Origin of the sequence: Rasiella rasia (genome assembly GCF_011044175.1) — a bacterium.
Taxonomy (GTDB): Bacteria; Bacteroidota; Bacteroidia; order Flavobacteriales; family Flavobacteriaceae; genus Marinirhabdus; species Marinirhabdus rasia.
The window spans coordinates 1603495-1621498 of sequence record NZ_CP049057.1 but is presented as its reverse complement, the minus strand read 5'-3'; the positions used below and the strand labels follow the sequence as shown (position 1 = coordinate 1621498).

The following is an 18004-nucleotide window of genomic DNA, read 5'->3' as shown; positions in this document are numbered from 1 at the left end:
AGCGTGAAACAAATATTCTCCATAGCACTTTCTTTGTTGCTTCTTTTAAGTAGTAGTGGCATTGCTTATGCCCAACACTTTTGTGGAGATTTTGAAATGATGGCAACATTCACGATAGGAGAGAAAAGCCTCTCTTGTGGCATGGCCTCGGTAGATGATGGTTGTGAAGATGAAGAAGCCGAAGAGCACACATGTTGCGATAACCAATATACTAAAGTAACCACAGACGATAATTTTAGCACCTCGCAAGATACGTTTCAAGTGCCTACCAACTTTGTAGCGGCATTTGTTTCTGTTTTTGTGTTACAGTTTGAAACTAGTGCAGCTACCGAAGTTGCCGAATTGTGGCATTATAAACCACCCCCACTCATAAAGAACATACCTGTACTTTACGAAACTTTCCTTATTTGATTATATTTTTCGCAGTAGCGAGCTAGATTAGGTACTCCTTAAATTCTTTTCGGGACCTGATTGAATGCTCAATTTGTAAAGAATTCAATTAATTTAGAAAAATATAATAATGAGGAAACTTATATACCTTCTATTATTTGTTCCTACACTTGCCATTTCACAAGATAAAGTTGAAGGAATAATATTAGAATCTATAAACAATAAAGAAGTCCCGCTCGGCGGAGCCAATGTTTTTTGGTTAGGATCGAAAGTGGGCGATGTTACAGACTTTGATGGCCTTTTTGAAGTGCCGTTTCAAGAGGGTAGAACGCAATTAGTGATTAGCTATGTAGGGTACAAGTCTGACACTATAGTTGTTAATTCACCAAGAAAAGTAAGACATACCCTAACTTCAAAAGGTACGTTAGACGAAATTACCGTAACATCAAGGAAAAAGGCAACGTCTCGGTCGTTTTTAAATGCTGAAAATACCATAAATGTGAGTAGTGCTGAGTTGCTAAAAGCTGCTTGCTGTAATTTGTCAGAGAGTTTTGAAACAAACCCATCTATTGATGTAAATTTTGCAGATGCAGTAACAGGCGTGCGTCAAATTAGAATGTTGGGTCTTACAAGTCCGTATACATTAATAACTATAGAGAACATTCCAGCCATTAGAGGTGCTAGGCAAGCGCACGGATTAAGTTTTATTCCGGGTACATGGGTAGAGAGTATTCAAATTACCAAAGGTGCAGGAAGTGTTGTTAATGGTTTTGAAAGTATTGCAGGACAGATAAACGCAGAATTTGTAAAACCACAGACCGATGACCCTCTTTTTATTAATGCATATGGAGCTATTAATGGTCGTACAGAGTTAAACACTCACATTAATACCAAAGTTAGTGATAAATGGGATACGGGTATCTATCTCCACGGAAACTATCGAGGTGTTGAAAATGATCGTAATGATGACGGTTTTTTAGATACCCCATTGGCAAAGCAGGTTAATTTAATGAACCGTTGGCAATATACAGATGCCGAAAAAGGTTTTGTTAGCTTTATAAATATGCGCTATATGAAAGATGACAAACAGGTTGGTCAAACTGCTTTTAATCCAGATACAGACCGTGGAACAACAAATGCTTGGGGAGGCGAAATAGATACGCAACACTATGGCATTACAGGAAAATTGGGCTATGTTTTTCCAGAGATTCCATACCAAAGTTTGGGCCTGCAAGTGACGTATAGCAATCATGATCAGAAATCGTATTTTGGATTGCGATCTTTCGATATTAAACACCAAAGTTTATATGCTAACGCCCTAATTAGCTCTATTATAGGTGATTCTCGTCATAAGTTTAAAACAGGTCTAAATGCTACGTACGAAGATTACGATGAAGTCGTAGAGGGTATTCGGTATGACAGAATAGAAAATTCGGTAGGTGCCTTTTTTGAATATGCCTATGACGACCTTCAAAATTTTACCATGACAGCAGGGTTACGCGTAGATACACACAATTTACTGGGCACGTTTGTAACGCCAAGAATACATGCACGCTATACTCCTTGGGAAAAAGCAGCACTTCGGGCTTCAGCTGGACGCGGAAAGAGAAGTGCTAATATTTTTGTTGAAAATCAGTCACTTTTTTCTACCAATCGTACAATTTCAATATTAAATACCGAAGGAGAAATATACGGATTAGATCCAGAGATTGCCTGGAACTACGGACTCTCATTTATGCAAGGGTTTAATTTGTTTGAGAGAAGGGCAGACGTGTCGCTCGATTTTTATAGAACCGATTTCCAAAATCAAGTAGTGGTAGATTGGGAAGACTCTAATAGAATTCAGTTTTACAATTTACAAGGGTCAAGTTTTGCAAATAGCTTTCAAGTAGAGTTTAGTTATAATTTGGCAACACATCTAGACCTGCGTACGGCCTATAAATTTTATGAGGTGAAAACAGATTACCTGCGAGGTAGGTTAGAAAAGCCACTTACCCCAAGCCATAGAATTTTTGCTAATGTTGCATACGAGACCAATCGTAATGAAACTACGCAAGCTCAGTGGAAGTTTGACCTTACGTACAATTGGTTGGGCGAACAGCGGTATGCTTCAACACTTTCAAATCCTGTAGACTTTAGACGAAGTGAATATTCACCATCGTTAGGAACGTTTAACGCTCAAGTGACCAAGGTGTTTAGCAGCGCTTTTGAAGTGTATTTAGGTGCCGAAAATTTCACAGATCAAACTCAGGAAAATCCAATTATTGATCCTCAGAATCCGTTTGGTTCGAATTTTGATACTACCTTTGTCTACGGCCCAATATTTGGTAGTAATTATTACCTTGGCTTACGTTACAGGCTGTAAATGAGTATATAGATTAATTAATTTAACGATAAAATAAATCAAGAACTATCTTCTTCCGAAGAAAACTTAAAACCATAAAAATGAAAAAGTATATCTTAATTTTAATTGTAGCTTTAGTTGGAGTTACAGCTACGGCTCAAAATAAAAACGCAAGAGCTACCATTGAAGTAGACGGGATTTGCGGTATGTGTAAAAAGCGTATTGAAACGGCTGCTGTAAAAACTAAAGGAGTAAAATCTGCAGTTTGGAATGTAGAAACCAAAGAATGCAAACTTATTTTTGATGAAAATAAAACAGACCTTGCAACTATTAGCAAAAGCATTGCAGCAGTAGGACATGATACAAAAGAGATTAAGGCTACCGATGAGGCATATAATAGTGTTCATCCGTGTTGTCTTTATAGAGATGAGCAAGTGCAGAAAGATCACGGGAACGAATAAACAGATTCTCTATTTCTTATAAAAAAAAGCTCATCTTAATAAGGTGAGCTTTTTTATGACATTACCTAGCTAATTTAATAAACATATTAGAATGAAGCACACGTATTCTGTAACCGGCATGACCTGCGGAAATTGTAAAGCTTCGGTTAAAGAACATTTGTTAGAGATACCTAATGTTACAGATGTTGCTGTTAGCCTTGAAAATGCTGAAGCTACCATTATTGCTACGGATGATATTGATACTTCGACACTTAAAAAGGCGTTACCTTCAAAATATAACATATCAGAAAAAAATATTTTTGATGGGCAGCAGCGAATTTCTGAAACTAAAACTGAAAAGAGCAAGCTACAACAACTCAAGCCTTTGTTCTTAATTTTCACCTTCATTATCTTAATTGATGGTGCCATAAATTATCCAGTATTTAACGCGAAAGACCTGATGTTAGATTTTATGGGGTTATTTTTTATGGTTTTTAGTCTTTTTAAACTTTTCGATTTAAAAGGATTCGCCAATTCATTTAGTATGTACGATCCACTAGCAAAGATGCTGCCTCCCTATGGGTATATATATCCGTTTATAGAAGTTATTTTAGGCGTTTTACTTTTAATGCGTGTTGAAGTTTCTGTGTTGTTGATTGTAACATTAGTTGTACTTATAATTACTACAATTGGCGTAACGCGTTCGTTAGTAAGTAAAAACACAATTCAATGTGCGTGTCTTGGAACGGTCTTAGACTTGCCAATGACAGAAGCTACTTTTATAGAAAATACGTTAATGATTGTAATGGCTTTGCTTATGATTTTTAGCTGGATCTAATCATTTATTTTTTTAGTTAATTTTTAGCCAACAAAAAATCTTCTGCCATTTTGCGTCGTACATTTATAATGTTCTTAGAGATAAGAATATGAGTTATGACTGTTTTGCTGAAACGCTAGATGTTAAAGAAACAGTTGTATTCAGTAACTTTAAATTATAAAAGTTATGAAAAATCAGAAGTCAAGTAAAGCTCCTAAGGCACCTCAAAAGCAGGCTCCTAAGAAGACTCCTCAGACTACTTCAAAGAAGAAGTAATTTGGGATTGAAGTTTTTGTGATGAAACTTCTAATTAGGTAATGTGTTATTAACAAAACCTATATCAAGGAAAAAGAGAAAGCTACCTCAAAAGGGTGGCTTTTGTTGTTCTAAGAAAATATTCCGTTTTAAATGGTAGTGTTCTAATCGTGCTTTTTCAAAAATTAACGTGCACAATTAGAGCTGCTAGACAAAAAAACCTCTACTAAAAAAGTAGAGGTTTTAAGAGCTGGCGATGAGCCAAACTCATTTTTTAGTTGTCGCGTTGCGACTTACATCATGCCTGGCATACCTCCACCCATTGGTGGCATAGCAGGAGCATCTTCTTTAATGTCTACCAAAGCACATTCGGTAGTTAGAATCATTCCTGCAACAGAAGCTGCATTCTCAAGGGCAACACGTGTTACCTTTGTTGGATCTATAATTCCTGCTTTAAGCATGTCTACATATGTTTCAGTTTTAGCATCGAAACCTTCGTTCTTTTTGCCTTCTCTAATCTTATTTACTACTACAGAACCTTCACCACCAGCATTTTCAACAATGGTTCGTAGAGGAGCTTCAATTGCTTTAGAGACAATCTGAATTCCAGTAGCTTCGTCCATTGTATGCGTAGTAAGTTTCTCTAATGCTTTTTGAGAACGAACCAAGGCAACACCACCACCAGCAACGATTCCTTCTTCTACAGCTGCTCTAGTTGCATGAAGTGCGTCGTCTACGCGGTCTTTCTTTTCTTTCATTTCTACTTCAGAAGCAGCTCCTACATAAAGTACCGCTACACCACCTGCCAACTTAGCCAGTCGCTCTTGAAGTTTTTCTTTGTCATAGTCACTTGTGGTAGTTTCAATTTGAGACTTTATTTGTCCAACACGTGTTTGAATATCACTCTTTTTACCAGCACCGTTTACTATGGTTGTATTGTCTTTGTCAATAGTTACATTTTCTGCAGTACCTAGCATGTCAAGCGTTGCATTTTCAAGTGTGAAACCTCTTTCTTCAGAAATTACAGTTCCTCCAGTTAAAATGGCGATGTCTTCTAACATTGCTTTTCTACGGTCTCCAAAACCAGGCGCTTTTACAGCGGCAATTTTAAGTGAACCTCTTAATTTGTTTACAACCAATGTAGCCAATGCCTCACCATCTAAATCTTCAGCAATGATTAACAATGCTTTCCCTTGCTGAGCAACGGGTTCTAAAACAGGCATTAAATCTTTCATAGAAGAGATTTTCTTATCACATAACAAGATCATCGGATTCTCTAATTCAGTCTGCATTTTTTCACTGTCTGTAACAAAGTATGGAGAAAGATACCCGCGATCAAACTGCATTCCTTCCACAACATCTACATAGGTTTCAGTTCCTTTTGCCTCCTCAACAGTAATTACTCCTTCTTTACCAACTTTACTAAAGGCCTGCGCGATTAATTTACCAATGGTATCATCGTTATTAGCAGAAATAGCAGCTACTTGCTGAATTTTCTCAGAAGAATTACCAACTTTCGCACTTTGCTTTTCAAGGTCTTTTACAATAGATTCTACGGCTTTGTCAATTCCGCGTTTTAAATCCATCGGATTTGCACCAGCGGCTACGTTTTTTAAGCCTTCTTTTACAATTGCTTGCGCCAAAACAGTTGCCGTTGTAGTACCATCTCCTGCCAAGTCGTTTGTTTTAGAAGCCACTTCTTTTACCATTTGGGCTCCCATATTTTCTAGCGGGTCTTCTAGTTCAATCTCTTTAGCTACAGAGACACCATCTTTAGTTACTTGTGGAGCTCCAAAACTTTTACTAATAATTACATTACGCCCCTTAGGTCCTAAGGTTACTTTTACTGCATTTGCCAATGCGTCTACGCCGCGCTTAATTGCGTCGCGTGCTTCTACATCAAATTTTATATCTTTTGCCATAATGAATTTTCTTTAAAATTAAGTTCCAAATTTTAAGATCCAAATCCCAAATAGAATTGGATTGTTGTTTGGAAATTGTTATTTATCTTTTTGATTTTTTGAGTAATTGTTTAAAGCGTCATGCTAAACAATTGCGAGTATATCGTCTTCACGCATGATTAGGTAATCGCTGCCGTCTAGTTTTAATTCGCTACCGGAATATTTTCCATAAAGCACCATGTCACCGACTTTTACAGTCATGTCGTGATCTTTTTTACCTTTTCCAACGGCAACTACTTTGCCTTGTTGAGGTTTTTCTTTAGCGCTATCTGGTATGTATAGTCCAGATGCCGTTTTTGTTTCTGCCTCCTGAGGCGCAACAACTACTCTGTCTGAAAGGGGTTGGATTTTTAATGCCATTTTTATTTTTTATTACAACTTCCACAACGGTGGGAGTTTTGTTAAACTTAAAAGTAATTTATCTGTTGTTCTACAGGCAGAAAGTATGCCACGCCCTACTAACTGATAAATTGTCAGCCTGAGCGATGCGAAATTTAATTGGAGGAATAAAAGTCTTACCAATTTGTAAGAAAAACAATAATAGCAGCAATGCCTGTTGCGGCTATAGCGACTCCTCCAGTGAGTCCAGCAGTTCGCGTGATAGAAAATTTACCTTGCTCCGTTTTTTGGTTTTCAGAAAAAGCAATTGACTTTACTTTGTTTCCTCTTTTGTAATAATACGCATCTTGCCCAATAGAATCTATTCTGTAAATTCCCTCTTTGCCATTCTTAAAATCGAAATGATATTTCTTGCCAACTATAATATTTTCAGGTGCTCCCAAGTATGTTTTGTACGAATAGCAACTCGTAAATAGCACGCAAATACTAAGAAGAAGGACAATGCTTTTCATAGGGTTTGATTTTTTGAAAGGATTTATCAATACTAATAATATAAAAAAACCAGCTCGATAAGAACTGGTTTGTGTTTTTTAAATATGGAAAACTATTTATTCAGTTTCTCCTTCTGTAGTAGTTGGCACTGCCTCTGGCACAACATTTTCTATGGCATCTTCCTGAAATGTACCATCTGTACCTACACCATTCATAATTGGAATGTTAGATGCTAAGATTAAAACCAATAGTACTACCGCTAAGGTCCATGTACTTTTATCTAAAAAGTCTGTAGTTTTCTTTACACCTCCAAGTTGCTGGCCACCGCCACCGCCAAAAGTAGATGATAATCCGCCTCCTTTAGGGTTTTGTACCATGATGACTACCACCAATAAAAAGGAGATAAAAATAATTAAGATAAGAAATATTGTAAACGTGCTCATGATTCTTCTTTTGTATTCAGTTTTTTAATTGCCCGAATTTGGTCTGCAAAGAAACCACTTTTTTCGGGATTTTTCAAAATTAAAATTTCGTAAGCTTTTATTGCTTTTTTATAGTTCTTTTGTTGCAGGTAAACCTTCGCTAATGTCTCTGTCATTAGTGCGTTAGGCGTCTGTGTATAGGGCTTTGCGAGATTAATTTGTTTCTCTGGCATTTCTGAAACCTCTAACTTTGGTTTTTCCTGAATAAATTTTTCAATCAGTTCTAACTTTTTCTCAAGAGGAGCACCTTCTGTTTTTGTCGAAGAATCTAACTCATCTGTGTTTTCTTCAGAGCGATCTATAGGCTGTACTTTGGTGAGTTGTAACCACTCACTAAATGAATGCGTGTCACTTTTCTTAAAAGGAAGTGGTTCATCTACAGCAATAGTTTTAGCCACTGCGGCTGATTCATTTTCTATAACAGGCGGTACTTTTGGTTCTCTGTTTTCTTCGGAAATTTCCTTAACCGATTGCACTTTACGCTCAAACAACTGCGGATTTAAAATCGCTTCTGCTTTTTTGAGTTCAGATTTCATTTGTTTGTCTAACTCTAGCGCCGTTTGTTCTGAAACATCTTCTGCTGTGACTTCTAGCGCCAACACCGAAGCGTCGTGCTGTAAAATTGATTCCGAAATTTTATCTTGAATAAAAGCATCAGACGTGATATATTGAAATAAAATATCTCGATCTGCGGTATAAGCAGCTGTTAGCTTTAAGGCGTCGTTGTATAAAAAACTATGATTGTTTTTTAAGCCTTTTAATCGCAACGCGCGCGCACTCTGGAAGTAAGGAAATTTCAGCAGTACTTTGTCTAACTCAGACAATTGCTGGTCGGTAAGTTGCTGCGGGTGAGCTAGGAGATATGTAAAAGTTTCTGTGTTCACCTACCAGTTTGCTAAAGATTTATTAAAAACATCTTGCGTAATACGTTCGTAAATTACGTTAATTGCGTCATCTAGGGTAGACCCAGTAAGTTGGGTTTGCCCAGGGTAATCGAAATAAAACGAAAAGCGTTGCTCAAAATCTTTATCTTCTTTCTTTGTGTTAAAAAATCGAACATTAACACTTATGGTTAGTCTGTTTTGAGCGGCTGTGCTATTAGATTGGGCTGTAATTGGTGCGATATAATACTCTGTAATTTCCCCTTCATATACTAAATCACCATTGTTGGTTACAAGGTTTAAGCTGGTTTGATTTACCAATAAGTCTTGAAGTTGATTCGTGAAATCTCTTGCAATACCGGGCTGAACGATTGGAGCATTGTTCTGAAAAAAGTTTACCTGAAAGGTTTTTGTAGTGCTATAGTCTATGTCTGCTCCTGTAAACGAATATACACCACATCCCTGAGCAGTCAGTGCTACGGTTAATAATATTAATAGGTTTTGTAGGTATTTCATATAAAATGCAAGGTACTTATAAATCGTATTGTTTTATCTTTCTATACAAAGTTCGTTCGCTTATACCTAATTCATCGGCTGCGTCTTTTCGTTTGCCATTGTATTTTTCTAATGATTTTTTAATAAGTTCAAGCTCTTTGTCTTGTAATGAAAGACTTTCTTCTTCTTCAATTTCTTCGGCAAAATCGTATTTGTCATTGCGGGTGTCTGGAACAGCTTCGTCTATGCTTAACACCGAAACATTTGTAGGCGCGTCATCTTCTTCAACAATAGCAGCCAACTCTTCCTGATGGTTGTGCTCTTCAGAATAAATCTTGCTAATGAGTCCGCTGTTTTCTTCTTTCACCTTACTGGCATTTCCAGAATTCATTAGCTCTAGGGTCAATTTTTTAAGGTCGTTCACATCGCGTTGCATATCAAACAATACTTTATAGAGTATCTCACGTTCACTACTAAAATCACTCGCGCTTTTTTTCGCGCCAATTACTGCGGGTAAATTACTGCCCATATCTGGCAGGTAGTTGCGCAATGTGTTTTTATCAATGGTTCGGTCTTGTTCTAAAACAGAAATTTGCTCTGCCACATTGCGTAATTGTCTAATATTTCCGCTCCAGCGATAATTAATTAGCATATGTACGGCATCGTCGTCTAGGCGTAGTGTTGGCATCTTATATTTCTGGGCAAAGTCTGAAGCAAATTTTCGGAATAACAAATGAATGTCTTCGGCGCGATCTCGTAAAGGGGGTAGGTTAATATCTACGGTACTTAAACGGTAATACAGGTCTTCTCTAAATTTCCCTTTTTCAATGGCATCTACCATCTTTACATTGGTAGCCGCTACAATACGAACATCGGTCTTCTGCAGCTTAGACGATCCAACTTTTAAAAATTCGCCGTTCTCTAAAACACGTAACAATCTAACTTGAGTTGGAAGTGGTAATTCGCCTACTTCATCGAGAAAAATAGTACCTCCATCTGCTACTTCAAAATAACCGCTACGGGTTTGTGTTGCTCCCGTAAAAGCTCCTTTTTCATGTCCAAATAATTCACTGTCTATGGTGCCTTCAGGAATTGCTCCACAATTTACTGCAATATATTTTCCGTGTTTTCTATGAGATAGCGAATGAATAATTTTAGGAATACTTTCTTTTCCTACCCCACTTTCTCCAGTTACTAAAACCGAAATATCTGTTGGGGCAACCTGTATGGCTTTTTCTACGGCGCGATTCAGTTTTGGATCATTTCCAATAATTCCGAATCGTTGTTTTGTGGCTTGTACACTTTCCAATTTGTTCGATTTATAAGTTTCTGCTCGTTTATTATTCTTTTATACATGTGGCTTCCTAAGCGTTGCCATTATTATTTAGTTGCCTAGGCAACCGTGGTGCCAATAAGCGTTGCGCTCGTACAATCATGAATTTTTACGTTCACAAAATCGCCTGGTTTATGGTTTCCTTTTGGAAACACAACTACTAGACTTTGTTCGTTACGCCCGCTCCATTGGTTTGGGTCTTTTTTCGATTCCTTCTCGATGAGAACTTCTGTTGTTTTGCCAATAAATTGTTGAGTTCTATATGCCGCATGTGAGCGCTGTCTATCTACAATTTCTGTGAGTCTTCTTTTCTTTGTTTCTTCGGAAATATTATCCTCAAATTTTCTTGCGGCCATGGTTCCAGGGCGTTCAGAATATTTATACATATAACCAAACACAAACTTAACTTGGTCCATTAAAGAAAGTGTGTCTTGATGGTCTTGTTCAGTTTCACCTGGAAATCCTACAATAATGTCCTGTGAAATAGAGCAGTTTGGTAGAATTTCCCACATTCTATTTACTAGGGCAATATATTCTGAAGCGGTATGCTGCCTATTCATTTCTTTAAGCATACGATCGCTACCACTTTGAAATGGTAAATGAACATGGTTGCAGATGTTCTTATATTTTGCCATCACATGAAAAACTTCTTCTGTCATGTCTTGCGGATTGCTAGTTGAAAAGCGAATTCGCATGGTAGGTTGCGCTTCCGCAACCATAGCAAGTAATTGCGAGAAGTCTATAGCTGTGGCCTTTTCTATTTCTGATGCATTCTTAAAATCTTTTTTAAGTCCGCCGCCATACCATAAAAAACTATCAACATTTTGGCCTAAAAGGGTAACTTCTTTATATCCTTGTGTGGCCAATTGATCTATTTCTTCTAAAATACTCTGCGGATCTCGGCTACGTTCACGCCCTCTTGTAAACGGCACCACACAAAAGGTGCACATATTATCGCATCCACGAGTGATACTAACCAAGGCGTTAATACCATTAGAATTGAGTCGTACTGGCGCTATATCTCCATAGGTCTCTTCCTTAGATAAAATAACATTTACGGCGTCGTTTCCTGCTTCTACTTCGGCAAGTAGGTTGGGTAAATCTTTATAGGCATCTGGCCCCACCACCATATCCACAATTTTTTCTTCATCTAGAAATTTCTCCTTCAGCCTTTCTGCCATACAACCTAGAACACCCACCTTCATGGTTGGATTGTGGTCTCGTTTTATGGCATTGTATTTTTCCAGACGCTTTCTAACAGTTTGTTCTGCTTTATCGCGAATTGAACATGTATTTACTAAAACTAAATCGGCATCTTCTAATTTCTGAGTGGTATTGTAGCCCTGATTAGCTAAGATAGACGCCACGATTTCACTATCGCTAAAATTCATAGCGCAGCCATAGCTCTCAATAAACAGCTTTTTGGTGTTGGTGTCCCGACCGGCTATTTCTAGCGCTGTGCCTTGTTGTTTTTCGTCTATTACTTTTTCTTGCATGTGCTTTTTCAAAATGACTAGTTATGCTATAACAAGCAACGTGCAAAGATAGCTATAAATCTAAGTTTGTGTCAAAATGGCAGCTTTCTTTTTTCTATCTTTATCCTCAAGAATCAACGTAACCTTCTATGGAACATCCTATTTTTAATCGAATTGAGAAAGCCCAAAAACCTGATTTTGGCGACTTGCTCACCAAGAGTTTTGATGCAGTTAAAGCACTTTGGGAGCCAGCATTGTACCATGGCTTGTTAAACATGCTCTTTGTGTTGCCTGTGCTAATAGCTGTGTATGTGCCTTTTATACCAATGTATGTAGGAATACTAGAAAATATGGGGAATCCGTATTACAATCCAGAATTCGACTACTCTGTTGCTTTTATTGTTGGTTATGTACTTGTAGTGCTGTTATTTTCTTTGTTTATACAGATTTTCAGTTTCTCGCTGGTGGCTCATTTTTATAAGGTAATTCGGTTGAAAGACATTGGGAGTGCCGAAAAGCCCGGAAGTTACTTTTCTTATCTTAAAGGAAACTTCGGAAAAATCTTTCTTTTAAATCTTGCGGCCATGGGGATCGCTGTCGTAGCGGCATTACTTTGTTACCTTCCCATTTTTTACGTGATGGTACCATTGCAGTTATTTGCTGTACTATTTACCTTTAACCAAGACCTCTCGGTTTCACAAATTATAAAAGCTGCTTTTAAATTAGGTCATAAATTTTGGCTCATCATCTTCGGAATTGTAATGATTGCTTCTATGGTTGCACAGCTCGGTATGATTGCGTGTTTTGTAGGTATGTTTGTAACGCAACTTTTTGTGCATATACCTATATATCATATCTATAAAAGTACCATTGGCTTTCCAGAAGATGAAGCAGAGCCATCGGTTGGTGTGTTACAATAGCCCAAGAAAAGGAAGTTTCGTAATGTTAATAGAACCCTAATTTTTTGGGTTAAAATTTCCGTATAAAAAAATTCACATACTTTTGTAGTCCAAAATTTGATTCCCATCTTCAGGAGAATCGATAATAAAGACAGATAAATGGCAAAGAATTTAGTGATTGTAGAGTCCCCGGCAAAAGCCAAAACCATAGAGAAATTTCTTGGGAAAGATTTTAAGGTAACCTCTAGTTTTGGACATATAGCCGACTTGCCTTCTAAAGAATTGGGGGTAGACGTTGATGGAGATTTTACACCTAAATATATTGTCTCTCCAGATAAAAAGAGTCTGGTTAAAGACTTAAAGAATCTTGCTAAAAAGGCAGACATGGTTTGGCTAGCAAGTGATGAAGACCGAGAAGGAGAAGCTATAGCATGGCACCTAGCCGAAGAATTAGATCTTACAGATGCCAATACCAAACGTATTGTTTTTCACGAGATAACAAAATCAGCCATCCTAAAGGCAATTGAAAACCCTAGAAAAATAGATTACAATCTCGTAAATGCGCAACAAGCGCGACGTGTGTTGGATAGGTTAGTAGGGTATGAGCTTTCTCCTGTGTTATGGAGAAAAGTTAAAGGAGGACTTTCTGCAGGTCGTGTGCAAAGTGTTGCTGTACGACTTATTGTAGAACGTGAGCGTGATATTGAAGCTTTTAATCCTGTGGCGTCGTATCGTGTAGATGCAGAATTTATAACGGCCGAAGGATCCAAATTTAAGGCTAAGTTGCCTAAGAACTTTGAAACTGAAGCCGAAGCGCGTGCATTTCTAGAAAAGAATGTTGGTGCCAAATATACCATTGCCGATCTTGTTAAAAAGCCCGCTAAAAAATCGCCAGCTGCACCTTTTACAACATCTACTTTACAGCAAGAAGCGTCAAGAAAATTATACTTTTCAGTAGGGAAAACAATGACCATAGCGCAACGTTTGTACGAGGCAGGTCTAATAACTTACATGAGAACCGATAGCGTGAATTTAAGTAATGATGCTAGAAACGCTGCGCAAAAAGAAATTGAATCTTTCTACGGAAGCGAATACAGCCAGCCGCGCAACTATAAAGGTAAGGCAAAAGGTGCGCAAGAAGCGCATGAGGCAATTCGTCCTACAGAAATGAATAAGCATAGTATAGAAGGAGATCGTGACCAAGCTAGATTGTACGACCTTATTTGGAAACGTACCTTGGCAAGTCAGATGAGCGATGCTAAATTAGAACGTACTAATGTTAAAATAGATATTGTCGCTGCCAAAACTGTAAAAGAACAATTTACTGCCAACGGAGAGATGATTAAGTTTGACGGCTTCTTAAAAGTGTACCTAGAGGGAACAGACTTTGAAGAAGAAGAACAAGACGGGATGCTTCCTAACTTAACAAAGGGAGATGGTCTAGATTCTAACTATATTACCGCTACAGAACGCTTTACAAGACCTCCGTATCGTTATACAGAGGCGTCTTTAGTAAAGCAACTCGAAGAATTAGGAATTGGTAGACCGTCAACGTATGCGCCAACCATTTCAACCATAATTAATAGAAATTATGTTGAAAAGGGGACGATAGATGGGGAAGAACGTAAATACCTTCAGCTTACCTTAGAAGATAATAACCTTAAAGATAATACGCTGGTTGAAACAGTGGGGAGTGATAAAGGGAAATTAGTGCCAACAGATATTGGTATGATTGTAAATGATTTCTTGGTAGAGCACTTCGGAAATATCCTAGAATACAATTTTACGGCGAAAGTAGAAGAAGATTTTGATGATATCGCAGATGGGAAAGAGGATTGGAAGAAGATGATGAAAGATTTCTACACCTCATTTCATCCGCATGTTGAAGATGTACAGGAAAATGCAGAGCGAGAAAGTGGTGAACGAATTTTAGGAGAAGACCCAGCTTCGGGGCGTCCTGTTTTAGTACGTCTAGGAAAATACGGGCCAATGGCACAAATTGGAGCTCCAGACGATGAAGAAAAGAAATTCGCCAGTTTAAGACCAGACCAGCAACTACACCTCGTCACTTTTGAAGAAGTGATGGATCTATTTAAACTTCCAAAAACACTTGGGGTGTACGATGGTGAAGAAGTGGAAGTTAATAACGGAAGGTTTGGGCCTTACGTTCGTTTTGGTAAAGTTTTTATTTCGCTTCCAAAAGGAATGGATCCTTTAGAAGTAGAAATGCCATTCGCAAAAGAACTTATTGAGGAAAAGAAAAAAGCAGATGCACCTATATATATGTATGAAGATTTACCCGTTCAAAAAGGTAAGGGTAGATTTGGTCCCTTTATTAAGTGGAACAACATGTTTATTAATGTAAATAAGAAATACGATTTCGATAATTTAAGTGATGACGATATTGTACAGCTTATTGAAGATAAGAAGCAAAAAGAAATTGATAAGCTAATTAATGAATGGCCAGAAGAAGGAATTCGTTTAGAGAAGGCGCGTTGGGGACGATTTAATTTAATTAAAGGCAAGACTAAAATAGAGTTGCCTAAAACTACTAAGGCAGACAAAATAACATTAGAAGATGCCCAAGAGTTATTTGCTAAGAAAGCCCCTAAGAAAAGAGCTACTAAGAAAAAAACTACTGCAAAGAAAAAACCTGCAAAAAAGTAAGTGTAGATTTCTTACTTTTGGCGCTTATGTTTTACACAATAATTTAAGTACTTGGAAGCATTATGATTGAATTTCTTTCGCCGGTTTCCAAAAAAATAATAGCCCATCGGGAAATTTTGCCAGAAGGCACACTTGGAAAACAAATTGAGCTCCATAATAAAAATGGAGAACTGCCAGACCTGAAAGGTGTTTCTTTTGCCCTTTTTGGAGTTTTAGAAAATAGAAACGATGTTAATTATATAGGAGAAGACATCTCGTTCGACGCTTTCCGTAGTGCGTTCTATTCGTTGTATCCAGGAAACTGGAATAAAAAAATTATCGATTTAGGAGATATTGCCAAAGGGGCTTCTGTAGAAGACACCTACTTCGCAGTAAAAACCGTTACTCAAGCCTTACTTGCAAAAAACGTAATACCATTACTACTTGGAGGAGGTCAAGATACCGTGTATGCGCAATATCGTGCGTACGACGATCGTGCTACAATGGTGAATATGGTAAATATAGACACCAACTTCGATTTAGGGGATGCCGAAAAATCTATAAATAATAAATCGTATGTGGGTAAGATTATTGTAGATGAACCCTACAACCTCTTTAATTATAGTGTAATTGGATACCAGTCGTATTTTAATCCACCGGGCGAAATAGGCCTCATGGATAAGTTGTATTTCGATGCTTACAGGTTGGGAGCTGTCACAGCAGACATCGCAATGGTAGAGCCTATTATGCGCGATGCAGACCTTGTAAGTTTAGATATAACTGCAATAAAAAGTGCAGAATTAAGTTATAAGAATAGTGCAAGCCCAAACGGATTTGACGGCAGAGAAATATGTGCTATGGCTCGATATGCAGGTATTAGCAACCGAGTATCGTCTTTTGGAATCTATGAGTTAAAAGATTTTGCACAAGCACAGGCGGGTGCAATGTTAATTGCACAACTGTTGTGGTATTTTATTGAAGGTGTTAATTTTAGGGTTTTAGACAACGATTTCACCGATGAAAGGTACTATTCTACCTATAAAGTGCCAATAGAAGAAGATGTTTTGGTGTTCAAAAAGAGTCATAAAACGGGACGTTGGTGGATAGAATTACCATTTATTTCAGAAGTAGATACTAAACTGAAAAAGCATACGTTATTACCATGCACTTACAGTGAATACGTGGGTGCAACGAATCAGGAGATTCCTGAACGGTGGCTGAAAGCCCGCCGAAAAAATGAAATTTAAGTAAACCGAGTAATATTTGGTTTAAGGGTTTTTAAAGAAATATGTTGTTTTTTTAAATTATTATAGATAGGTTTACGCCCTTAAATCAAACGAATTTAACCGAAATACCTATGAAGAAGATTCTTGCAATTGCTGCAGTGGTAGCCTTTTTGTTTAGTTGTAACTCAGGAGATAGAGGAGAACTAGTTGGCGCAAAAGGCAAAAAATGGTACCCAGAAAAACCTTACGGAATGACACTTGTTCCTGGAGGTTCGTTTATAATGGGTAAATCTGACGACGATTTTGTTGCGGTTAATGATGCCCCGACAAAAACTGTTACGGTTCGATCTTTCTACATGGACGAAACCGAGATTACAAACGCAGAGTATAGACAATTTGTAGAGTGGGTACGCGATTCTACCTTACGTTTAAAGTTAGCTATTCTTGCCGATGAGGTAGGGGCAACTCCAGGCGATGGTGGTATTGGTGAATTTGCTTTTGTAGACCAAGAAAACGAAGAAATGACTCCGTATGAGCAATACATGTACGATAATTATTATGGTATGGGAGATGATTTCTACGCGGGTAGAAAGATTAATAGCGATGTAGATCTTTTCTGGGACACGAGTGAATATCCAGATGAATACTACTCTGAGGTGATGGATACTATGTATATCCCAGCAGAAGAGGCTTACAATGGACAACGTACTATAGATGTAGATAAATTGAAATTCCAGTACACGTATATGGACATTCAAGCTGCTGCACGTGCCGATGGAAAAAGAAGAAAAGACTTTATTAAGAAAGAAGAAGTACAGATTTATCCAGATACAACAGTTTGGATTAAAGATTTCAACTACTCTTACAATGAGCCAATGCACAACGACTATTTTTGGCATGAAGCTTATGGAGATTATCCTGTAGTAGGAGTTAGCTGGAAACAAGCGAAGGCATTTTGTGCATGGAGAACTCTGTATAAAAACTCATTCCAAAAATCGAAAAAACGTCAGCATGTAAATTCATTCCGTCTTCCTGGAGAAGCAGAGTGGGAATATGCAGCACGTGGCGGTCTAGAATCTGCAACCTACCCTTGGGGTGGTCCTTATGCTAAGAATGACCGTGGTTGTTTTATGGCAAACTTTAAACCGCTGCGTGGAGATTACGCGGCAGATCAGGCACTCTACACTGTAGAAGCAGATGCCTATGAGCCAAACGACTATAACTTATATAATATGGCTGGTAATGTGGCAGAATGGGTAGCTTCTAGCTACGATGCTGCTTCTTATGAGTATTCTTCAACAATGAATCCTAATGTGAACGACGACGAAAATATGCGTAAAGTAGTACGTGGTGGTTCTTGGAAAGATGTTGCTTACTTCCTACAAGTAAGTAGCCGTGACTTCGAATATGCAGACTCTGCAAGAAGTTATATTGGTTTCCGAACAGTACAAGATTATATGGGTACTGACATTACTGTAAATAAAAACTTTGGAGACGCAAGATAATATCTTGCGTTTCTTTCCCTTTAT

The 18004-nt window shown here is 37.8% G+C and carries 16 protein-coding genes; 8 read left to right on the top strand and 8 right to left on the bottom strand.

Annotated features, from left to right (window positions below; genetic code table 11):
- Positions 1-3: 3 nt before the first annotated feature.
- The 4 genes from G5B37_RS07310 to G5B37_RS07295 all read left to right on the top strand — a co-directional run bounded on the left by G5B37_RS07310 (position 4) and on the right by G5B37_RS07295 (position 4012).
- Positions 4-411, top strand: a complete 408-nt coding sequence (locus G5B37_RS07310; RefSeq protein ID WP_164679391.1) for an HYC_CC_PP family protein — start codon at positions 4-6, stop codon at positions 409-411.
- A 109-nt stretch (positions 412-520) separates the two neighbouring features.
- On the top strand, positions 521-2755 hold the full coding sequence (locus tag G5B37_RS07305; RefSeq protein ID WP_164679390.1) for a TonB-dependent receptor: 2235 nt from the start codon (positions 521-523) through the stop codon (positions 2753-2755).
- Positions 2756-2835: 80 nt separating this feature from the next.
- On the top strand, positions 2836-3195 hold the full coding sequence (locus tag G5B37_RS07300; RefSeq protein ID WP_164679389.1) for a heavy-metal-associated domain-containing protein: 360 nt from the start codon (positions 2836-2838) through the stop codon (positions 3193-3195).
- Between the two features lie 91 nt (positions 3196-3286).
- Positions 3287-4012: a heavy-metal-associated domain-containing protein gene (locus G5B37_RS07295; protein WP_164679388.1), complete on the top strand. Its 726-nt coding sequence runs from the start codon at positions 3287-3289 to the stop codon at positions 4010-4012.
- A gap of 527 nt (positions 4013-4539) precedes the next feature.
- On the opposite strand, the gene groL is transcribed toward G5B37_RS07295, so the two are convergent.
- The 8 genes from groL to miaB form a co-directional block, all read right to left on the bottom strand.
- Positions 4540-6168 carry a chaperonin GroEL gene (gene groL / locus G5B37_RS07290; protein WP_164679387.1) on the bottom strand — a complete coding sequence of 543 codons (1629 nt, stop codon included), beginning with the start codon at positions 6166-6168 and terminating at the stop codon, positions 4540-4542.
- A 123-nt stretch (positions 6169-6291) separates the two neighbouring features.
- Complete coding sequence (locus G5B37_RS07285; protein WP_164679386.1) at positions 6292-6567, bottom strand: co-chaperone GroES; 276 nt, start codon at positions 6565-6567, stop codon at positions 6292-6294.
- A 155-nt stretch (positions 6568-6722) separates the two neighbouring features.
- Positions 6723-7058, bottom strand: coding sequence for a hypothetical protein (locus G5B37_RS07280; protein WP_164679385.1), 336 nt, complete (start codon positions 7056-7058; stop codon positions 6723-6725).
- Between the two features lie 96 nt (positions 7059-7154).
- Positions 7155-7481, bottom strand: a complete 327-nt coding sequence (gene secG, locus G5B37_RS07275) for a preprotein translocase subunit SecG (RefSeq protein ID WP_164679384.1) — start codon at positions 7479-7481, stop codon at positions 7155-7157.
- Entirely contained in the window at positions 7478-8404 is a 927-nt protein-coding gene (locus G5B37_RS07270; protein ID WP_164679383.1) for a hypothetical protein, read from the bottom strand. Before G5B37_RS07270 ends, secG begins: the two co-directional genes overlap by 4 nt.
- A complete protein-coding gene (locus G5B37_RS07265) occupies positions 8405-8917 on the bottom strand; it encodes an LptE family protein (protein WP_164679382.1) in 513 nt (170 codons plus the stop codon).
- Between the two features lie 16 nt (positions 8918-8933).
- Positions 8934-10205, bottom strand: a complete 1272-nt coding sequence (locus G5B37_RS07260; protein ID WP_164679381.1) for a sigma-54 interaction domain-containing protein — start codon at positions 10203-10205, stop codon at positions 8934-8936.
- A gap of 83 nt (positions 10206-10288) precedes the next feature.
- The gene (gene miaB / locus G5B37_RS07255; RefSeq protein WP_164680901.1) at positions 10289-11725 is read right to left on the bottom strand and encodes a tRNA (N6-isopentenyl adenosine(37)-C2)-methylthiotransferase MiaB; all 1437 of its coding nucleotides are present in this window, start codon (positions 11723-11725) and stop codon (positions 10289-10291) included.
- A 128-nt stretch (positions 11726-11853) separates the two neighbouring features.
- Here miaB and G5B37_RS07250 point away from each other — a divergent pair, with 128 nt between their 5' ends.
- The 4 genes from G5B37_RS07250 (at position 11854) to porK (ending at position 17980) form a co-directional block, all read left to right on the top strand.
- The gene (locus G5B37_RS07250; RefSeq protein WP_164679380.1) at positions 11854-12624 is read left to right on the top strand and encodes a hypothetical protein; all 771 of its coding nucleotides are present in this window, start codon (positions 11854-11856) and stop codon (positions 12622-12624) included.
- 138 nt (positions 12625-12762) lie between these two features.
- The gene (topA, locus tag G5B37_RS07245; protein WP_164679379.1) at positions 12763-15270 is read left to right on the top strand and encodes a type I DNA topoisomerase; all 2508 of its coding nucleotides are present in this window, start codon (positions 12763-12765) and stop codon (positions 15268-15270) included.
- 62 nt (positions 15271-15332) lie between these two features.
- Positions 15333-16496: a formimidoylglutamase gene (locus G5B37_RS07240; protein ID WP_318527370.1), complete on the top strand. Its 1164-nt coding sequence runs from the start codon at positions 15333-15335 to the stop codon at positions 16494-16496.
- 110 nt (positions 16497-16606) lie between these two features.
- Positions 16607-17980 (top strand): T9SS ring complex lipoprotein PorK/GldK, encoded by a 1374-nt coding sequence (gene porK, locus G5B37_RS07235; protein WP_164679378.1) that lies wholly within the window; start codon positions 16607-16609, stop codon positions 17978-17980.
- Positions 17981-18004: the final 24 nt, after the last annotated feature.

What these genes read in the sequence shown, in the direction of transcription:
- G5B37_RS07240 (WP_318527370.1), top strand. Translation starts at nt 15,333, where the DNA reads ATGATTGAATTTCTTTCGCCGGTTTCCAAAAAAATAATAGCCCATCGG.
- G5B37_RS07295 (WP_164679388.1), top strand. Translation starts at nt 3,287, where the DNA reads ATGAAGCACACGTATTCTGTAACCGGCATGACCTGCGGAAATTGTAAA.
- miaB (WP_164680901.1), bottom strand. Translation starts at nt 11,725, where the DNA reads ATGCAAGAAAAAGTAATAGACGAAAAACAACAAGGCACAGCGCTAGAA.
- G5B37_RS07305 (WP_164679390.1), top strand. Translation starts at nt 521, where the DNA reads ATGAGGAAACTTATATACCTTCTATTATTTGTTCCTACACTTGCCATT.
- G5B37_RS07300 (WP_164679389.1), top strand. Translation starts at nt 2,836, where the DNA reads ATGAAAAAGTATATCTTAATTTTAATTGTAGCTTTAGTTGGAGTTACA.
- porK (WP_164679378.1), top strand. Translation starts at nt 16,607, where the DNA reads ATGAAGAAGATTCTTGCAATTGCTGCAGTGGTAGCCTTTTTGTTTAGT.
- topA (WP_164679379.1), top strand. Translation starts at nt 12,763, where the DNA reads ATGGCAAAGAATTTAGTGATTGTAGAGTCCCCGGCAAAAGCCAAAACC.
- G5B37_RS07250 (WP_164679380.1), top strand. Translation starts at nt 11,854, where the DNA reads ATGGAACATCCTATTTTTAATCGAATTGAGAAAGCCCAAAAACCTGAT.
- G5B37_RS07280 (WP_164679385.1), bottom strand. Translation starts at nt 7,058, where the DNA reads ATGAAAAGCATTGTCCTTCTTCTTAGTATTTGCGTGCTATTTACGAGT.
- secG (WP_164679384.1), bottom strand. Translation starts at nt 7,481, where the DNA reads ATGAGCACGTTTACAATATTTCTTATCTTAATTATTTTTATCTCCTTT.
- G5B37_RS07285 (WP_164679386.1), bottom strand. Translation starts at nt 6,567, where the DNA reads ATGGCATTAAAAATCCAACCCCTTTCAGACAGAGTAGTTGTTGCGCCT.
- G5B37_RS07265 (WP_164679382.1), bottom strand. Translation starts at nt 8,917, where the DNA reads ATGAAATACCTACAAAACCTATTAATATTATTAACCGTAGCACTGACT.
- groL (WP_164679387.1), bottom strand. Translation starts at nt 6,168, where the DNA reads ATGGCAAAAGATATAAAATTTGATGTAGAAGCACGCGACGCAATTAAG.